Below are 15,679 nucleotides of genomic sequence, written 5' to 3' on the forward strand. Positions count from 1 at the left end.
ATTGTTCGGTTTTTGCCCGGCTTTCGCCCAAAAGACAAAACCCGCGACGGCAGAGCCGAAAGGGCCTTCGATTTAGATCGATTGAAATCACGCTAGGGAACCATCCAGGGCAAGACCTCCGGTCTCCCCGAGGATCATTCCGCTTCGCGGCCCATCCGGCGCGCCGTATAGCGCTCTACCGCCGACAGTCCGTCATAGATCAGCACGGCAAGGGCCGCCACGATCAGGCCGCCCTGCAGGATGAAGGCGAGATTGTTGGATAGCAGGCCGGCGATGATCACCTCGCCGAGTGTCTTGGCGGCCACCGTCGAGCCGATGGTGGCCGTGGCCAGGCTGATCACCACGGAGAGCCTTATGCCGCCAAGGATGATCGGTGCACTGAGCGGCAACTCGACCTTGGTGAGCCTTTGCCAGCCGGTCATGCCGGCGCCACGCGCCGCCTCGACGACGTTAGCCGGCAGCGTCGTCAACCCGGTCAGTGCGTTCTCGAAGATCGGCAGCAGTCCATAGAGAAACAGCGCGATCAGCGTCGGCTTCTCGCCGAAGCCGACTGCCGGCACGGCGAGCGCCAGCACCGCCACGGGCGGAAAGGTCTGGCCGATGTTGACCAGGCTGCGCGACAACGGCAGAAATTCGACGCCAGCCGGCCGGGTGACGAGGATGGCGAGCGCCACCGCGACGATGGTGGCCGCGACGGTCGCGATCAACACGGTGCGCAGATGCAGCAGCGTCAGCGTCAGCAGGCTGCCCTGATTGTAGATTACGGGAGCGTTGTTTTCGGTCAGCGGCTTCAGCAACGGCTCGAACCACCCCGGACTGGTGATGAAGGCAACAAGCAACACCACCAGCGCAAGCCTGAGCAGCAGCGGCAGCCAGGCCTTCATGCCGGCCTCGCCGCGCGCTTGACCAGTCCGTCCACGGTAACGCGGCCGATCGGCTGGCCGTCGGCACCCTTCACCGGCAGCGCCGGCCTGCCGGACCAGAGAAGTTCCGCGAGCGCGTCACGCTGGCTGGCGTCACCGGGGATCGCCTCGCCTTCGGCACCGCCCTGCTCCACCGCATCGCGTACCCGCCCCAGCGACAGCAGCCTGAATGGTTTTTCGCTGGCTCCGACCAGGGTTTCGACAAAGCTGCTGGCCGGGTTCGCCAGGATCTCCGCCGGCCTTGCATATTGCACGAGCTTGCCGGCATCCATCACCGCGATCTTGTCCCCCATGTGCACGGCCTCCTCCATGTCATGAGTGACGAGGATGATGGTGGTGCCGAAGCGCTTCTGGATTGCCAGCAGATCTTCTTGCGCCTTGGTACGGATGATCGGGTCGAGTGCGCCGAACGGCTCGTCCATCAACAGCACGTTGGGTTCGGCGGCGAGCGCGCGGGCAACGCCGACGCGCTGCTGCTGGCCGCCGGACAGTTCATGCGGGTAGCGCGGCCCAAATTCCTGGGGGTCGAGTTGGTAGAGCGTCATCAGCTCGTCGACGCGGGACTTGATGCGTGCGTTGTCCCAGCCAAGCAGCACCGGCACGGTAGCGATGTTCTGCGCCACCGTGCGATGCGGAAACAGGCCGTGGCCCTGGATGGCGTAGCCGATGCTGCGGCGCAGTTCGTACCCCGGCACCGATCGATTGTCGGCACCATCGAGCTTGATGACGCCGGCGGTTGGTTCGACCAGCCGGTTGATCATGCGCAGCAGAGTCGTCTTGCCGGAGCCCGAGGTGCCGACAATGACACAGACCGTGCGCGGCTCGACGACCATCGAGACGTCGTCGACGACAGTGGTCGCGTCATAGCGCTTGGTGATGCCTTCGATTTCGATCATGCCGTTTCAACCCTGCGCTTGGTGGCGGTCATTTCGATCACGGCGTCGAGGATGATGGCGGCGGCAAAGGCGAGTGCCACGGTCGGCACTGCGCCAAGCAGCACCAAATCCATCGCCGTCTGGCCGACACCCTGGAAGACGAACACGCCGAAACCGCCGCCGCCGATCAGCGCGGCGATGGTGGCAAGGCCTATATTCTGCACCAGCACAATGCGGATGCCGGTGAGGATCACCGGAAAGGCCAGCGGAAACTCCACACCGAAAAGGCGCTGGCGGTCCGTCATGCCCATGCCCCGCGCCGCGTCATTGGCGGCACGCGGCACGCCGGCAAGGCCGACCACGGTGTTGGCCACCACCGGCAGCAGCGAATAGAGGAACAGGGCGACGAAGGCGGGCGCCGTGCCGATGCCCCTGATACCGAGCGCGGCGGCTCCCGGAACGTGGGCCGCGACCCAGCCAAGCGGCGCGATCAGCAGCCCGAACAGCGCGATCGAGGGAATGGTCTGGATGATGTTCAAGACGTTGAGGACGCCGGCCCGCAGGCTCTCGACACGGTGGCACAGGATGCCGAGAGGCAGGCCGACGATCACGGCGGCAAGCAACGAGCCGAGAGCAAGGGTCACATGCTTGGAGCCTTCGGCCCAAAAGCTGTCGGCGCGGTTGGAGTATTCCTTGAGGATCGAGAGGCTGTCCCAGCGTCCCGAAATCAGCAGCAAGCCGATGGCCAGCGCCGCAACGACAAGCACGCCGACGCGCGCAGAGGGCGACAGGTTGAGCCGGGTCAGCACGTCGGCGAGCAAAAGCGTGAAGGCGAAGATGAGAATCCAGAAGCCGGATGCCGGCGAGACCCGAGCAAAGGTATTGCCGGCTGGAGTGAGGAATGTGCCGGCGACGCCGATGAGCAGCGCCAGCGCGACAAGCGTCACGACGCTCGCTGCAAGGCGCAAGACGAGCGGCGTTTTGAGCAGCGCGATGATTGCCGCCACGACAATGATTGCGAGCAGCAACGGCCCTATCGCCTGCGGCAGCGCCTCGACGATAGAGCGTGCCTGGCCGGGAACGATGCGGTTCGCGCGGAAGGTGGCGAACGGCGCGAGAAACGCGGCGTAAGCAGCGAGTGCAGCGATGACCACGCCGAGCTTATCGAAACGCGGGGTCATAAGGCGCCTCGCCCTGACGTCGCTATCGACGCGTCGCTATTTCAAAAACCCGTTCTTCTTCAAAAAGTCCTCGGCGACGCCCTTGACCGGCTCGCCGCCGACCTGCACGCGGCCGTTCAGCTCCTGCAGCGTGACGAGATCGAGCTTGGCGAAGACCGGCTTCAGCAGCGTTTCGATCTCGGGATGCTCCTTCAGCACCGCCTCGCGGATGATCGGCGCCGGCTGATAGACCGGCTGCACGCCCTTGTCGTCAGTCAGCACCACGAGGCCCGATGGCGCGATGCCCCCGTCGGTGCCGTAGACCATGGCAGCATTGGCGCCGCTGGTCTGGTTGGCGGCGGCCGCGATGGTTGCCGCCGTATCGCCACCAGAGAGGGTGATCAGCTGGTCCGGCTTCAACGTGAAGCCGTAGGTAGTCTGGAAGGCCGGAAGGGCTGCCGCCGAATTGACGAACTCGGCGGAGGCCGCCAGGACCACCTTGCCGCCGCCGGCGACATATTTGCCGAAGTCCGACAGCGTGACGAGCTTGTTCTCGTCCGTCACTTCCTTGCGCAGGGCGATCGCCCAGGTGTTGTTGGCCGGTGCCGGTGACAGCCAGACGATCTTGTTGGCGTCGTAGTCAAGCTTCTTGGCCGTCTCATAGGCCTTGGCGGCATCCTTCCACACGGGATCATCGGCCTTCTCGAAGAAGAAGGCGGCGTTGCCGGTGTATTCGGGATAGATGTCGATCTCACCGGCGGTGATCGCCTTGCGCACCACGGGCGTGCCGCCGAGCTGGATGCGGTCCGTGGTCTTGATGTTGTTGGCGTTGAGGACGAGCTGGATAATGTTGCCGAGCACGCCACCCTCGGTGTCAATCTTCGAGGAGACGACGACCTGAGCGCTCGCGGAAGCCGCCGTGATGGCGAGCGCCATCGCCGCGCTGGCCAGAACCTTGACTGAAAACATTGTGAAACCCCTTGCTGTGAACCGGAATGCGGTGGCCGCATATGAGCATGGCTTCAACGGCCAGTCGGGGCACACGGTTTCATAAGAAGGGGGACCAGCGCAATATTTTTGTTCCGGACGCGCCGATTTGGGCCTGGCGGCAACAGCGGGCTGGCGATTGGCCGCTATCGGGTGAATAATGCCACGAGGGTGGCGGCAAACACGGAGAGCGTGTCATGGCCATACACAAGGTCGGTTATCTCATCGGCAGCCTTGCCCAGGCATCCATCAACCGCAAGCTCGCGAAGGCGCTTGTGCAACTTGCCCCTCCCGAGCTCGAAATGACGGAAATCGGCTTCAAGGATCTGCCTCTCTACAGTTACGACTACGACGCCAATTTCCCGCCGGCCGCCCAGGCTTTCAAAAAGGCGATCGCCTCCGTCCAGGCCGTGCTGTTCGTCACCCCGGAGTATAATCGTTCGATCCCCGGCGGACTGAAGAACGCGATCGACTGGGCCAGCCGCCCCTACGGCAAGAATTCATTCGCGCGCAAACCGTCGGCCGTCATCGGAACATCGCCGGGCGCGATCGCGACCGCTGTCGCCCAACAAAGCCTCCGCAGCGTGCTGAGTTTCTGCAACTCACCGCAGATGAATGCGCCCGAAGCCTATATCCAGTTCACGCCGGGACTGATCACGGATGACGGCGAGGTGACGGTTGAATCCACTGAGGATTTCCTGCGCAATTACATGGCTGAGTTCCATATGTTCATAGCGCGGGTGCTTCAGGTTCTGCCGCCGGACGCATAGCTTTCAAATTCGCGTCAAGCCGGCCGCAAGCTTGTGATCTTCAGCGCGCCGAGTGCCACGAAGCAAAGTGCGGCGACGGGAAAGATCATCCAGTTGAGCATGGTCCAGCCCCAGGCGTTGTAGACCATGCCCGACATCAGCGACGCACAGGCGACGGAGCCGAACAGGACGAAGTCGTGGAAGCCCTGCACCTTGCCCTTTTCGGAAGGGTGGTAGCTGGCCGCCACCATGGCGGTGGCGCCGATGAAGCTGAAATTCCAGCCGAGGCCGAGCAGGATCAGCGCCGTCCAGAACTGCCACAGCGCCAGGCCCGACAAGGCAACGACGGCACAGCCGATCAGCAACAGCAGGCCGAGGGCGACAATGCGCTCGGCGCCGAAGCGATGGATCAGCGAGCCGGTGAAGAAGCTTGGCCCGAACATCGCCATGACGTGCCAGGAGATGCCCAGCGTCGCATCGTCCTCCGACAGGCCGCAGCCCACCATGGCGAGCGGCGCGCCGGTCATGACGAAACTCATCAGCGCGTAGCTGCCGACGGCGCAGAAGAGCGCCGCGACGAAACGCGGCTTGGTGACGATTTCGGAAAGGGGTCGGGCATCGCCGTCGGCAACGTCCACCTTGCTCGCGGTCCTCGACGGCAAACGAAGGAACGACAGGATCACGGCGCCGACAACCGCCAGCGGCAGGATCGAGGCGAAGGAACCGGCAAACATGACTGGTGCGAATAATTCGCGCGTGAAGATGACGATCTGCGGCCCGAGGATGGCGGTGATGATGCCACCGGCGAGCACGAAGGAGATGGCGCGGGCCTTGAACGCCGGCGGCGCGTTGTCGGCCGCGGCAAAACGGAACTGCTGGACGAAGGCGCCGCCGACACCGATGACGAGCAGCGCGAACGCGAACAGCCAAAAGCTGCCGTGGAATAAAGCCAGGGTGGCGACCAGCCCGCCGAGCGCGGTGACCACGGTTCCGGTCATGAAACCGCCACGCTGCCCCAGCCAGCGGATAATGGCGGCCGCGGGCAAGGCGCCTAGCGCCACACCGAGATTGAAGCCGGTGATCGGCGCGGTCGCCAGGGATTTGTCGGCGCCGAGCAGATATTGCCCGGCCAGCGCGCCCATGGAAATGGCGATGGGAGCCGCCGAGCCGATGATCGCCTGCGAGGCGGCGAGGATCAGCGCGGTGCGCCGCGCCTCCTTGCTCGCCTCGACGGCGATGGCGGTCACGAAGCGTCCTTGCCGCGTCCCTCGCCACGCACCCGGCGTGACACGCGGTCGAGCACGGCATTGACCAGCTTCGGCTCGTCTTCCTCGTAGAAGGCCTTGGCGATGTCGACATATTCGGTGACGATGACCGCGACAGGAACGTCCTCGCGCTTCATCAGTTCGTAGACGCCCGCGCGCAGAATGGCACGGAGCGTCGAATCGAGGCGCGACAGCGGCCAGTCGTCGGTCAGGGCCTGGCGGATGATCGGATCGATGGTCTTCTGGTTCTCGACGACCCCGGTCAGGATGGCACGAAACCACTGCGCGTCCGCCTCGCGATAGAGCGCGCCGTCGACTTCCTTGCCGAGACGGAACGCCTCGTACTCGGCGGTGATCTCGAACACGCCGCTGCCGGCGACATCCATCTGATAGAGCGCCTGCACGGCGGCCAGACGGGCAGCGCCGCGCTTGTTGGCGTGGCGCACCGCGGGCTGTCCGGGCGAAGCGGGTTCGCTCACGATTGCGCTCCCAGTTGTTCCTTCAACGCGATCATGGTCAGCGCCGCGCGCGCGGCAAAGCCGCCCTTGTCGCCTTCGGAGCGCTTGGCCCGCGTCCACGCCTGCACATCGTTCTCGGTGGTCAGGATACCGTTGCCGATGCAGACCGAGTCCTGCACGGACAGGTCCATGAGCGCACGGCTGGATTCATTGGCGACGATGTCGAAATGATAGGTATCGCCACGGATAATGGTGCCGAGTGCGACAAAGCCGTCATAGCCCGTCCCGCCTTCGGCCATGCCGTCGAGCGCGAAGGTGATCACCGCGGGAATTTCAAGCGAACCGGGAACAGTGACGACGTCGTAAGTCGCGCCCGCTTCGTCGAGCGCGCTTGTCGCGCCATCGAGCAGTGCGTCGGCAAGGTCGTCGTGAAAGCGCGCCTCAATGACGAGGAGGTGAGCCTTCTTCTTGGGACGAATGAACGCCTTGCCGTGTTGGGATGTGCCAGCCATAGATGTCTCCGGAGTCGCCGGTGACTTAGGCCGAAGCCGGTTTGATCGCAAGCGGAAGATTGCCCGACGCGTATCAGATTGCCGTGGGTCGGACTGTCCCGCAGGCGATCAAAGCCCCTCTTTCGCCGCCTCCGCCAGCCGGGCAGCGTAGCGGGCCATGGTATCGATCTCGAGATTGACGCGGTCGCCTGCCTTGCGCTCGCCCCAGGTAGTCACGGTCAGCGAGTGGTGGATCAACAGCACGTCGAAGCGGGTGCCCTCGACCCTGTTGACAGTGAGCGAGGTGCCATCAAGCGCGACGGAGCCTTTCGGCGCGATGAATTTCGCCAGATCGCGCGGCGCTTGCAGTGTGAAGCGCACCGCATCGCCCTCATCCCGGCGTTCAACGATCTCGGCGGTGCCGTCGACATGGCCCGAAACGATGTGGCCGCCAAGCTCGTCGCCGATCTTCAGCGCCCGTTCCAGATTGATCCTGGTGCCGGACTTCCAACCGGACGCCGTGGTCAGCCTGAGCGCCTCCTCCCAGGCCTCGACCTCGAACCAGCGCGCGTTCGAGCCGCTGTCGGGCAAAGCCGTGACCGTCAGGCAGACGCCACCGCAGGAAATCGACGCGCCGATGGCGATGGTCTCGGGATCATAGGCGGTGTCGATGCGCAGTCCCACCCCTTCCCGCAGCGGCTTGATGGCGGCCACGGTGCCGATATCGGTGACAATCCCGGTAAACATCGATCGCTATCCCTGAAAATCCCTGATCCATTCGGCGTAACCGTCTTCGCCGAACCGCATCTCGCGCAGCTTGCGAAAACCCACCGGGACATGGTCAGCGTCGACAGGCGATGCAATGCCATCTTGGCCGATCGCTTCCGGACCCTGGAACAGCACGATGCGGTCCACCAGCCCGTCGGCCAGGAAGGCGCTCGCCACCTTGGCGCCGCCCTCGACCAGCACGCTTGCCATGCCAAGCGCCGCCAGATCCTCGAGCAGCTCCGGCAATGCGACGCCGCCCTCGTGCGTCTCCGTACCGATGAAGCGCACGCCGGCGCGCTCGAGCGCGGCCCGGCGCTGCGGATCGGCCTCCAGGCAAGCCGCCACATAAAGAGGTACGCGATCGACGCCCGACACCAGCTTCGAGCCCTCCGGCAGCCTGATCTGGCGGTCGAGCACGATGCGTGCCGGCGACCGGTTCTCCAGTCCGGGCAAACGCACCGTCAGTGCCGGATCATCTTCCAGCGCCGTGCCGATGCCGACCAGGATGGCGTCCGCCTCGGCGCGCATCAGGTAGACTTCGCGGCGCGCCATGTCGCCTGTTATCGCGACCTGGCCGGCGCCTTCCCTGCCGATCTTGCCGTCGCTGGAAAGCGCAAGCTTCAGAATTACTTCCGGGCGCTTTCTCAGAGAGCGAATCAAATAGCCCGCCATCTGTTCGGCAGCTTCCGTGGCGAGGACCTTTTCGACCACTTCGACACCGGCCTCGCGCAGGATGGCGTAACCCTTGCCGGAGACCCGCGGATCGGGATCACTGGCGGCACCCACGACACGCGCAACGCCGGCATTGACCAGCGCGTTGGCACAAGGCGGTGTGCGGCCGTGATGGGCGCAAGGCTCGAGCGTGACATAGGCGGTTGCGCCACGCGCGAGTTCGCCGGCCTCGGCAAGCGCCTCGGTCTCGGCGTGCGGCCGGCCGCCGACGGCGGTGACGCCGGTACCGACGATCATCGGCCCGGTCCCATCATCGCGCACGATCAGCGTGCCGACGGAAGGGTTGGTCGAGGTGCGTCCGGCGTTCTTGCGCGACAGCCGCAAGGCCGCGGCCATGAAACGGCGGTCAAGGGCCGCTTGTTCGGCCTCGCTGCGTTGCGGTGCTGCCATGCTCAGCCGGCGTCCTCTTCGCTCTTTTCTTCGTCCCCCTTCAGCTCGCCGAGCAGCTCGTGGAAATCCTTGGCCTCACGGAAATTGCGATAGACCGAGGCGAAGCGCACGTAGGCGACATCGTCGAGCGATTTCAACGCATCCATGACCAGCCGGCCGACCTCGCCCGAGGCCACTTCCGTTTCGCCGGAGCTTTCCAGTTGGCGCACGATCCCGGTCACCGCGCGATCGATGCGCTCGGGGTCGACATTGCGCTTGCGCACCGCGATCTCGACCGAGCGCAACAGCTTGTCGCGGTCGAACGGCACTTTTCGTCCCGACTTCTTGACCACGACGAGGTCGCGCAACTGCACGCGCTCGAACGTCGTGAAACGGCCGCCGCAATCGGGGCAGACACGCCGCCGGCGGATCGCCGCGCCATCCTCGGCGGGGCGCGAATCCTTCACCTGCGTATCTTCGGACTGGCAATAGGGACAGCGCATGGAGAGCCTTGGGTTCGCGAATCTGGTGGGGTGAAAGGCTTAGAACCTTTCCGGTGCGGATTGAAGCAGTTCCGCTTTTCCACGGCCTGCCGTACCTCAGAGATAGCGAGGCGCGAGGAAGATTGCCAGCACGGCAAGCAGTTGCGCCGGCCAGCCCGCTATGGCGCCACGTCCTTGGTTGGAAAGCCACAAGACGCGCCGAGATTGCGATAGGCCTTTGTAAAACCGTCCATCGGAATGCTGGCGACAGCCTGCTTGCCGAACGCAACATCGAGCGAGGTAACCTGGCGCATGGCCCGCAGCAGCGCAAGACTGGTCTTGGCCTGGTTGTCGATCGTCCAGCTCGGACGGCCGTTGACGGCGTCATTGGAATAGACAGTCGTCGAAACCTTGACGCCGGGATCGCCGAAAGTCGCCGCGATCTTCTTGCCGGTTAGCAGGCTCTTGTTGTCGATGGTAATCAAGATTGCCGGATAAGCATCGGGCGGCAGCGCGTCGCCGGTCGAGATCGACAATGTCAGCGTGCCCGAATTGCCACTCGCATCGAAGAAGGCTGTGGAAGCCGCGCAGGTCTTGTGCGCGTCCTGGCCGGTGTCGAGCGTATCGACCATGGTCGTCCACCGGCCGAAAGTGCTGGTGGCAGGCATGTCCGCGGCGGGCTGCGTCTGCGCCAAAACGGGGCCGCAGGCGGCCAGCCAACCGAAGGCGCCGAGAGAAGCAAGACAGAAATTGCGCATCATCAATTCTCCGGTTCGATGCGTCACCCGATCAGGGGTGACGCGATGCCGGTGGATAAAAGATGACGCTTCGCGCCCGGTCAACCGAGATAAGCGATCAACCGAGATAGGGATAGAGGGGGAATCGATCGGTCAATGCGACGACCTTGGCCTTGACCGCCGCCTCGACCGCGGCATTGCCTTCGTCGGAATTGGCGACCTTGAGCCCATCCAGCACCTCGGCGATCAGCTTGCCGATCTCGCGGAACTCGGCCTGGCCGAAGCCGCGCGTGGTGCCGGCGGGCGTGCCGAGCCGCACGCCAGAGGTAACGAAGGGCTTCTCCGGATCGAAGGGGATGCCGTTCTTGTTGCAGGTGATGTTGGCGCGGCCAAGGGCCGCCTCGGCGCGCTTGCCGGTGGCGTTCTTAGGCCTGAGATCAACCAGCATCAGGTGGTTGTCGGTGCCGCCGGAGACGATGTCGAGGCCCGTTTCCTTGAGGCTGGAGGCAAGCGCCTTGGCGTTGGCGGCCACGCTTTCGGCATAGACCTTGAAGCTCGGCTTCAACGCTTCGCCGAAGGCCACCGCCTTGGCGGCGATGACATGCATCAGCGGTCCGCCCTGCAGGCCGGGGAACACCGCCGAGTTCATCTTCTTGGCGATATCCTCGTCATTGCACAGGATCATGCCGCCGCGCGGGCCGCGCAGCGATTTGTGCGTGGTGGTCGTCACCACATGGGCGTGCGGCAGGGGCGAGGGATGCACACCGCCGGCAACGAGGCCGGCAATGTGCGCCATGTCGACCATCAGATAGGCGCCGACGGCGTCGGCGATCTCGCGAAAACGCTTCCAGTCCCAGATGCGCGAATAGGCTGTGCCGCCGGCCAGGATCAGCTTCGGCTTGGTCTCGTGCGCGGTCTTTTCGATGGCGTCCATGTCAAGCAGATGGTCGTCCTTGCGCACGCCATAGGAGACGACCTTGAACCACTTGCCGCTCATGTTGACCGGCGAGCCATGGGTGAGATGTCCGCCGGAATTGAGGTCGAGGCCCATGAAAGTGTCGCCGGGCTGCAGCAGCGCCAGGAACACCGCCTGGTTCATCTGGCTGCCGGAATTCGGCTGGACGTTGGCGAAGTTACAACCGAACAGTTTTTTCGCACGCTCGATGGCCAGTTCCTCGGCCACGTCGACGAACTGGCAGCCGCCATAGTAGCGCTTGCCCGGATAGCCCTCGGCATATTTGTTGGTCATGATCGACCCCTGCGCCTCGAGCACGGCGCGCGAGACGATGTTTTCGGAGGCGATCAGTTCGATCTCGTGGCGCTGGCGACCGAGCTCGTTGCGGATGGCGCCGAAGATCTCCGGATCGACATCTTCCAAAGTGGTTTCGAAGAAGGATTCGAATTTGTTGGACGCCGCCGCTGCTGTTGCCATGGCCTGAGTTCCCCTAGGGTTGGAAGGGCAAATTCGTGCACGCCGTCGTCCCGAACCACTCAACGGCCTTGGGCGACATGCATTGCGTTCGCGGGGCCATTAACACAGTTGTTTTGGGCTCGCCACGTTTGCAGCGCGAAATTTGCTGGCCGGTTTGCGCCAACGGATCGCGGCGGATCGCTATTTCCTGTCCCGCCGCTGCTTCAACAAGGCCTCGGTCAAGGTGATTTCAGAAAACAGCGCGCGCATCGTGTGATCGTTGATCTCCTGGCTGCGGAACATGGCGCGCAGCGCGGAGCGCTCGGCTTTGATGCCGGCCGCCCTGAGTTCCAGTTCCAGCCTGCCGGCCTCGCGAGCCTCGGCACGGGCCTCGTCGGCTTCGTCCGAAGCCGCGATGCGTCTACGGTAACCTGCCACGATGCTGTCGGCGACGGCCAGCCGAGCCTGGACCGCTTCGCCCTCGCCCGCCTCATTGGCGATGCTCTCGATCCTGGCGATCGCCGCATTGGCGGCGCCCACGCGCGCTCGGCGCTCTTCCGCCGCCGCCGGATCCTTGCCCGGCTCGACCAGCCGCCGCGCTATCCTGGGCAAGGCAAGGCTGGCGATCAGAAGCGAGCAGATGATGACGCCGGCGGCAAGGAAGATCACCACATCGCGTGCCGGAAAGGGAGAGCCGTCCTGCAAAGCGAGCGGCAATGACAGGATGCCCGCCAATGTGATGGCGCCGCGCACGCCGGCCACGGAGCCGGCAAGCCGGACGCGAAATCCGAACGGCTCGGCCTCGCGTTTGCCGATGCGTGCCGCGATCGCCTGGGCGATGTCGCCGACCCAGATCCACAGGAAGCGCAGTCCGATCAGGCAGAGCGTCAGGATCAGCACCGTCGCCACCGGCTCGATCAGCCAATGACGGCTGGACAGTTCCGGTGGGACCTTGCGGATGATGTCGGGAAGCTGCAGGCCGAGCAGGATGAACAGAGCGCCATTGAAGACGAAGGTGAGCGTCGCCCAAAGCGACAGGGTCTGCATGCGCGCCGACACGCCGAGGAAGCGGTACATGCCGGAAACCCCAGTCAGCAGGCCGGCGGTGACCGCCGCCAGGATGCCCGAGGCGCCGACATGCTCGGCGCCGAGATAGGCTACGAAAGGCAGCAGGACCATGACGAGAACCTGCGCCTCCGCTGGCACGCCGCCGATGCGGTTGAGCAGCTGCAGCGCCTTGGCGGCAATGAACAGCGCCGCGACACCGCCCAGGATGCCGGCGGCGACGGCGTAGAGGAAGCTGAGCGAGGCTCCCGCGAAGGAGAAGCTGCCGGTCAATGCCGCCGCCACCGCAAAGCGAAACATGACTAGGCCCGACGCGTCGTTGAGCAGGGACTCGCCCTCCAATATGTGCATCAACCGGGACGGAACCACATTCCTGTCGACGATCGCGGACACCGCCACGGCGTCGGTCGGCGACAGCACGGCAGCCAGCGCGAATGCGACGACGAGCGGAATGCTCGGCACCAGCCAATGCAAGGCATAGCCGAAGCCGACAATGGTGAAGAAGACGAGCCCGACGGCGAGATCGAGTATGGGTCCGCGCAAGGCGACGAGTTCGCGCTTGGGCGCCGCGAAGGCGTCGCCGAACAGGAGCGGCGGGATGAACACCAGCAGAAAAAGCTCCGGATCTATCCCGACATGCAGGCCCTTGGCCGGCCAGGCAAGGGCCGCGCCGATGGCGATCTGCAGCACCGGCAGCGGCACCCGAACCAGCCGGACGAGCGCGCCCGACAGCGCAACGAAGACGAGCACGACGAGAATGAAGATGGCGACGTCCATGGCACGATCCCGGCTGTTTGCCGACCATCGCCAATCGCCTGACCTTCGTCCAGCCGGTCGAATGAGTGGATCTGACGGCGTCCGCAACAAAAAAAGCCGCCCCTGAGAGCGGCTTTTTGGAAAAAATATCTCGTTACAGCGAAGACGTGATCTGCAGTTCGCTGTTGCCGTCGAGCGCATAGACGTCGTCGCGGAACTGGACGACGCCGGGTCCTGTCGACCAGGCAGAGAGATAGAGGAAATGCACCGGCACCGGGTTGGTGACCTGGATCGGCGTGTTCTGGCCGGTCTTGATGGCCGCCTCGAAATGCTGGCGATCCCAGCCGGGCGTGTCGCGAAGGATCCAGGTGACGAGGTCGCGCACGTTCTGGACACGCACGCAGCCCGAGGAATCGAAGCGCATCATCTTGCCGAACAGGCTCTGCTGCGGCGTGTCGTGCATGTAGACGCCGTCCGGGCTCGGGAAATTGATCTTGACCGACGCCATGGCGTTTTCGGAACCGGGATCCTGGCGGAAACGGTATTTGGCGGCATCGTCCGTCGACCAGTCCACATTCATCGGATCGACTTCGCTGCCATCGGGCGCGAACAGGCGGATATGGCTGTTCTTGAGATAATCGGGATCCTTCCGCATCAGCGGAATGATGTCCTTGCGCACAATCGAGACCGGGGCGTTCCAGTACGGATTGACGATGATCTCGTTGATCTTGGAATTGACGATCGGCGTCTGGCGATCGATCTTGCCGACGATCGCGGTGTGGCGAAGCACGACGCGGTCGTTCTCGACCGCTTCGATCTGCGCCGCCGGAATGTCGACCAACACGTAACGGCTGCCCAGCGTGCCGGCCTTTTCCTTCAGCCGCTGCAGATTGGTCTGCAACTGGCCGAGCCGGATCTGCGCCGAAACGTTCATCGCGGCGTAGGTGTATTTGCCCATCGAACCGTCAGCCGGCAGGCCGTGGCGCAACTGGAAACGCTTGACCGCCGAGTCAACATAGGAATCGAACGCTGTCGAAATGCCGGCGCTCTGCGACAGGTCGCCCGCAACCATCAGGCGCTTGCGCAGCGGCACCACGTCCGGATCGTCGACGCCGAGTTGCAGCTTCTTGGTCGCGGGAACGTCCGTCCAACCGCCCTGCCCGACAATGTTCTGATACTGCGCGACCGCCTGCTCGGTGAAGGCGACGGTCTGGGGACTGAAGATGGGCAGCGTCGAGGCCACCTTGCCGCCTTCGCTGGCGCGGGCATCGAACTGATCGTCCCAGTTGCCGCGGGCCGAGGATTTCAGGATATCCCCGATCACATCCTGCGCATTCGCACGCCCAGCCATCACGGCGGCGGCGAGCGCGGAGGCTCCGGAAAGGAAAAAGCGGCGGCTGGTTCTCATGGACGTTCCAGACATTCTTGTAGCGGTTCGATCACTTGCTGCGTCGACCATCGCGCGATCTCGCCCGCACTCTAAAATCGGCAATCTTAACAATTAGCCAACCATGGTCCGTATCACATTGGCGACCAAGGCAAGGGGCGCGACACGGTTGCGGGTGGACGCATGGTCTTCACCACAGCATCACTGCCGCTCTCGGTTCCATTGGAATATGGCGGCAACGTGGCCTTGGCCCGTAATTTGCTTTGGCCGAACGCGCGAAAAGAAAAGACCGGTGCTTTTCGGCACCGGCCCTGACTGGAGGTCGCTGTTTCGGCCACGCTTCTGCGGCGGGGCTCCGTTTCCAGGATGCTCTTACATCCGGTAGGCAATCGTGTCGTTCCAGAAGCGGTCGAGGCGCTGCAAAGCGCGGTTCATCTGCTTGAACTCGTCGGTGTTGATGCCGCCGACCTGTTCGATCGAGCCGACATGGCGCTCATAGAGACCGGCAACCACGTCTGCCACTTCATTGCCTTTCGGCGTCAGCGAGACACGGACCGAACGGCGGTCGATGCGCGAGCGCTGGTGATTGATGAAGCCGAGATCGACCAGCTTCTTCAGATTGTAGGAAACGTTGGAGCCGAGATAATAGCCACGCGAGCGCAGTTCGCCGGCGGTCAGCTCGGAATTGCCGATGTTGAAGAGCAGCAGCGCCTGGATGGCGTTGATGTCGGAGCGGCCGTTGCGGTCGAATTCGTCCTTGATGACATCAAGCAGACGGCGGTGCAGGCGCTCGACCAGCTGCAGCGATTCCATGTACAGGGAACGGATAGCCTCGCGGCGATCGTCGGAAACGTTGGCGGTCTTCGCCGCCGGACGCGAATTGATCATTGTCTTTGCCTCTCGTTTGTCGCCTTGGTGATTTTTTGTTTTTCACCTTGATCGCGACACTATCGAATACTCATAAAATTCGACTTAAACGCTAGGGCTAACAAGAGCTTACCGGTAAGAGGTTTCGCAAGACGCTTAACGAACGGTCACCCGAGCAAGGATGATTAACCTAAAGA

At 63.8% G+C, this 15,679-nt stretch carries 16 protein-coding genes; 1 reads left to right on the forward strand and 15 read right to left on the reverse strand.

Annotation, left to right across the window (positions count from 1 at the left end):
- Positions 1-134: 134 nt before the first annotated feature.
- The 4 genes from LB555_RS04330 to LB555_RS04345 are packed head-to-tail and all read right to left on the reverse strand — an operon-like array spanning position 135 to position 3,927.
- Positions 135-884 carry an ABC transporter permease gene (locus LB555_RS04330; protein WP_015318237.1) on the reverse strand — a complete coding sequence of 250 codons (750 nt, stop codon included), beginning with the start codon at positions 882-884 and terminating at the stop codon, positions 135-137.
- The gene (locus LB555_RS04335; protein ID WP_015318238.1) at positions 881-1,819 is read right to left on the reverse strand and encodes an ABC transporter ATP-binding protein; all 939 of its coding nucleotides are present in this window, start codon (positions 1,817-1,819) and stop codon (positions 881-883) included. The genes LB555_RS04330 and LB555_RS04335 overlap by 4 nt, the downstream gene beginning before the upstream one ends.
- Positions 1,816-2,979 carry an ABC transporter permease gene (locus tag LB555_RS04340; RefSeq protein WP_015318239.1) on the reverse strand — a complete coding sequence of 388 codons (1,164 nt, stop codon included), beginning with the start codon at positions 2,977-2,979 and terminating at the stop codon, positions 1,816-1,818. Before LB555_RS04340 ends, LB555_RS04335 begins: the two co-directional genes overlap by 4 nt.
- Before the next feature lie 36 nt (positions 2,980-3,015).
- On the reverse strand, positions 3,016-3,927 hold the full coding sequence (locus tag LB555_RS04345; protein WP_015318240.1) for an ABC transporter substrate-binding protein: 912 nt from the start codon (positions 3,925-3,927) through the stop codon (positions 3,016-3,018).
- A 215-nt stretch (positions 3,928-4,142) separates the two neighbouring features.
- On the opposite strand from LB555_RS04345, the gene LB555_RS04350 reads away from it, so the two are divergent.
- On the forward strand, positions 4,143-4,715 hold the full coding sequence (locus tag LB555_RS04350; RefSeq protein WP_023773263.1) for an NADPH-dependent FMN reductase: 573 nt from the start codon (positions 4,143-4,145) through the stop codon (positions 4,713-4,715).
- 14 nt (positions 4,716-4,729) lie between these two features.
- Here the strand turns inward: LB555_RS04350 and LB555_RS04355 are convergent, their stop codons facing one another.
- The 11 genes from LB555_RS04355 to ldtR all read right to left on the reverse strand — a co-directional run bounded on the left by LB555_RS04355 (position 4,730) and on the right by ldtR (position 15,503).
- Positions 4,730-5,941 (reverse strand): MFS transporter, encoded by a 1,212-nt coding sequence (locus LB555_RS04355; RefSeq protein WP_224682343.1) that lies wholly within the window; start codon positions 5,939-5,941, stop codon positions 4,730-4,732.
- Positions 5,938-6,438 carry a transcription antitermination factor NusB gene (nusB, locus tag LB555_RS04360; protein ID WP_015318243.1) on the reverse strand — a complete coding sequence of 167 codons (501 nt, stop codon included), beginning with the start codon at positions 6,436-6,438 and terminating at the stop codon, positions 5,938-5,940. The genes LB555_RS04355 and nusB overlap by 4 nt, the downstream gene beginning before the upstream one ends.
- Entirely contained in the window at positions 6,435-6,929 is a 495-nt protein-coding gene (ribH, locus tag LB555_RS04365) for a 6,7-dimethyl-8-ribityllumazine synthase (RefSeq protein WP_140617055.1), read from the reverse strand. Before ribH ends, nusB begins: the two co-directional genes overlap by 4 nt.
- 108 nt (positions 6,930-7,037) lie before the next feature.
- Positions 7,038-7,655 (reverse strand): riboflavin synthase, encoded by a 618-nt coding sequence (locus LB555_RS04370; RefSeq protein ID WP_140720771.1) that lies wholly within the window; start codon positions 7,653-7,655, stop codon positions 7,038-7,040.
- A gap of 6 nt (positions 7,656-7,661) precedes the next feature.
- Positions 7,662-8,798: a bifunctional diaminohydroxyphosphoribosylaminopyrimidine deaminase/5-amino-6-(5-phosphoribosylamino)uracil reductase RibD gene (ribD, locus tag LB555_RS04375; RefSeq protein WP_224682344.1), complete on the reverse strand. Its 1,137-nt coding sequence runs from the start codon at positions 8,796-8,798 to the stop codon at positions 7,662-7,664.
- A 2-nt stretch (positions 8,799-8,800) separates the two neighbouring features.
- Positions 8,801-9,280, reverse strand: a complete 480-nt coding sequence (nrdR, locus tag LB555_RS04380; RefSeq protein WP_015318247.1) for a transcriptional regulator NrdR — start codon at positions 9,278-9,280, stop codon at positions 8,801-8,803.
- 158 nt (positions 9,281-9,438) lie between these two features.
- Positions 9,439-10,017 (reverse strand): hypothetical protein, encoded by a 579-nt coding sequence (locus tag LB555_RS04385; protein WP_015318248.1) that lies wholly within the window; start codon positions 10,015-10,017, stop codon positions 9,439-9,441.
- Between the two features lie 97 nt (positions 10,018-10,114).
- A complete protein-coding gene (glyA, locus tag LB555_RS04390) occupies positions 10,115-11,428 on the reverse strand; it encodes a serine hydroxymethyltransferase (protein ID WP_224682345.1) in 1,314 nt (437 codons plus the stop codon).
- A gap of 180 nt (positions 11,429-11,608) precedes the next feature.
- The gene (locus tag LB555_RS04395; RefSeq protein ID WP_224682346.1) at positions 11,609-13,249 is read right to left on the reverse strand and encodes a Na+/H+ antiporter; all 1,641 of its coding nucleotides are present in this window, start codon (positions 13,247-13,249) and stop codon (positions 11,609-11,611) included.
- Between the two features lie 133 nt (positions 13,250-13,382).
- The gene (locus LB555_RS04400) at positions 13,383-14,636 is read right to left on the reverse strand and encodes a murein L,D-transpeptidase (protein ID WP_015318251.1); all 1,254 of its coding nucleotides are present in this window, start codon (positions 14,634-14,636) and stop codon (positions 13,383-13,385) included.
- A gap of 351 nt (positions 14,637-14,987) precedes the next feature.
- Positions 14,988-15,503: a transcriptional regulator LdtR gene (gene ldtR / locus LB555_RS04405; protein ID WP_013896002.1), complete on the reverse strand. Its 516-nt coding sequence runs from the start codon at positions 15,501-15,503 to the stop codon at positions 14,988-14,990.
- Between the last annotated feature and the right edge of the window lie 176 nt (positions 15,504-15,679).

The sequence above is a fragment of the Mesorhizobium sp. BR-1-1-10 genome, from assembly GCF_020165595.1.
GTDB classification, from domain to species: Bacteria; Pseudomonadota; Alphaproteobacteria; order Rhizobiales; family Rhizobiaceae; genus Mesorhizobium; species Mesorhizobium australicum.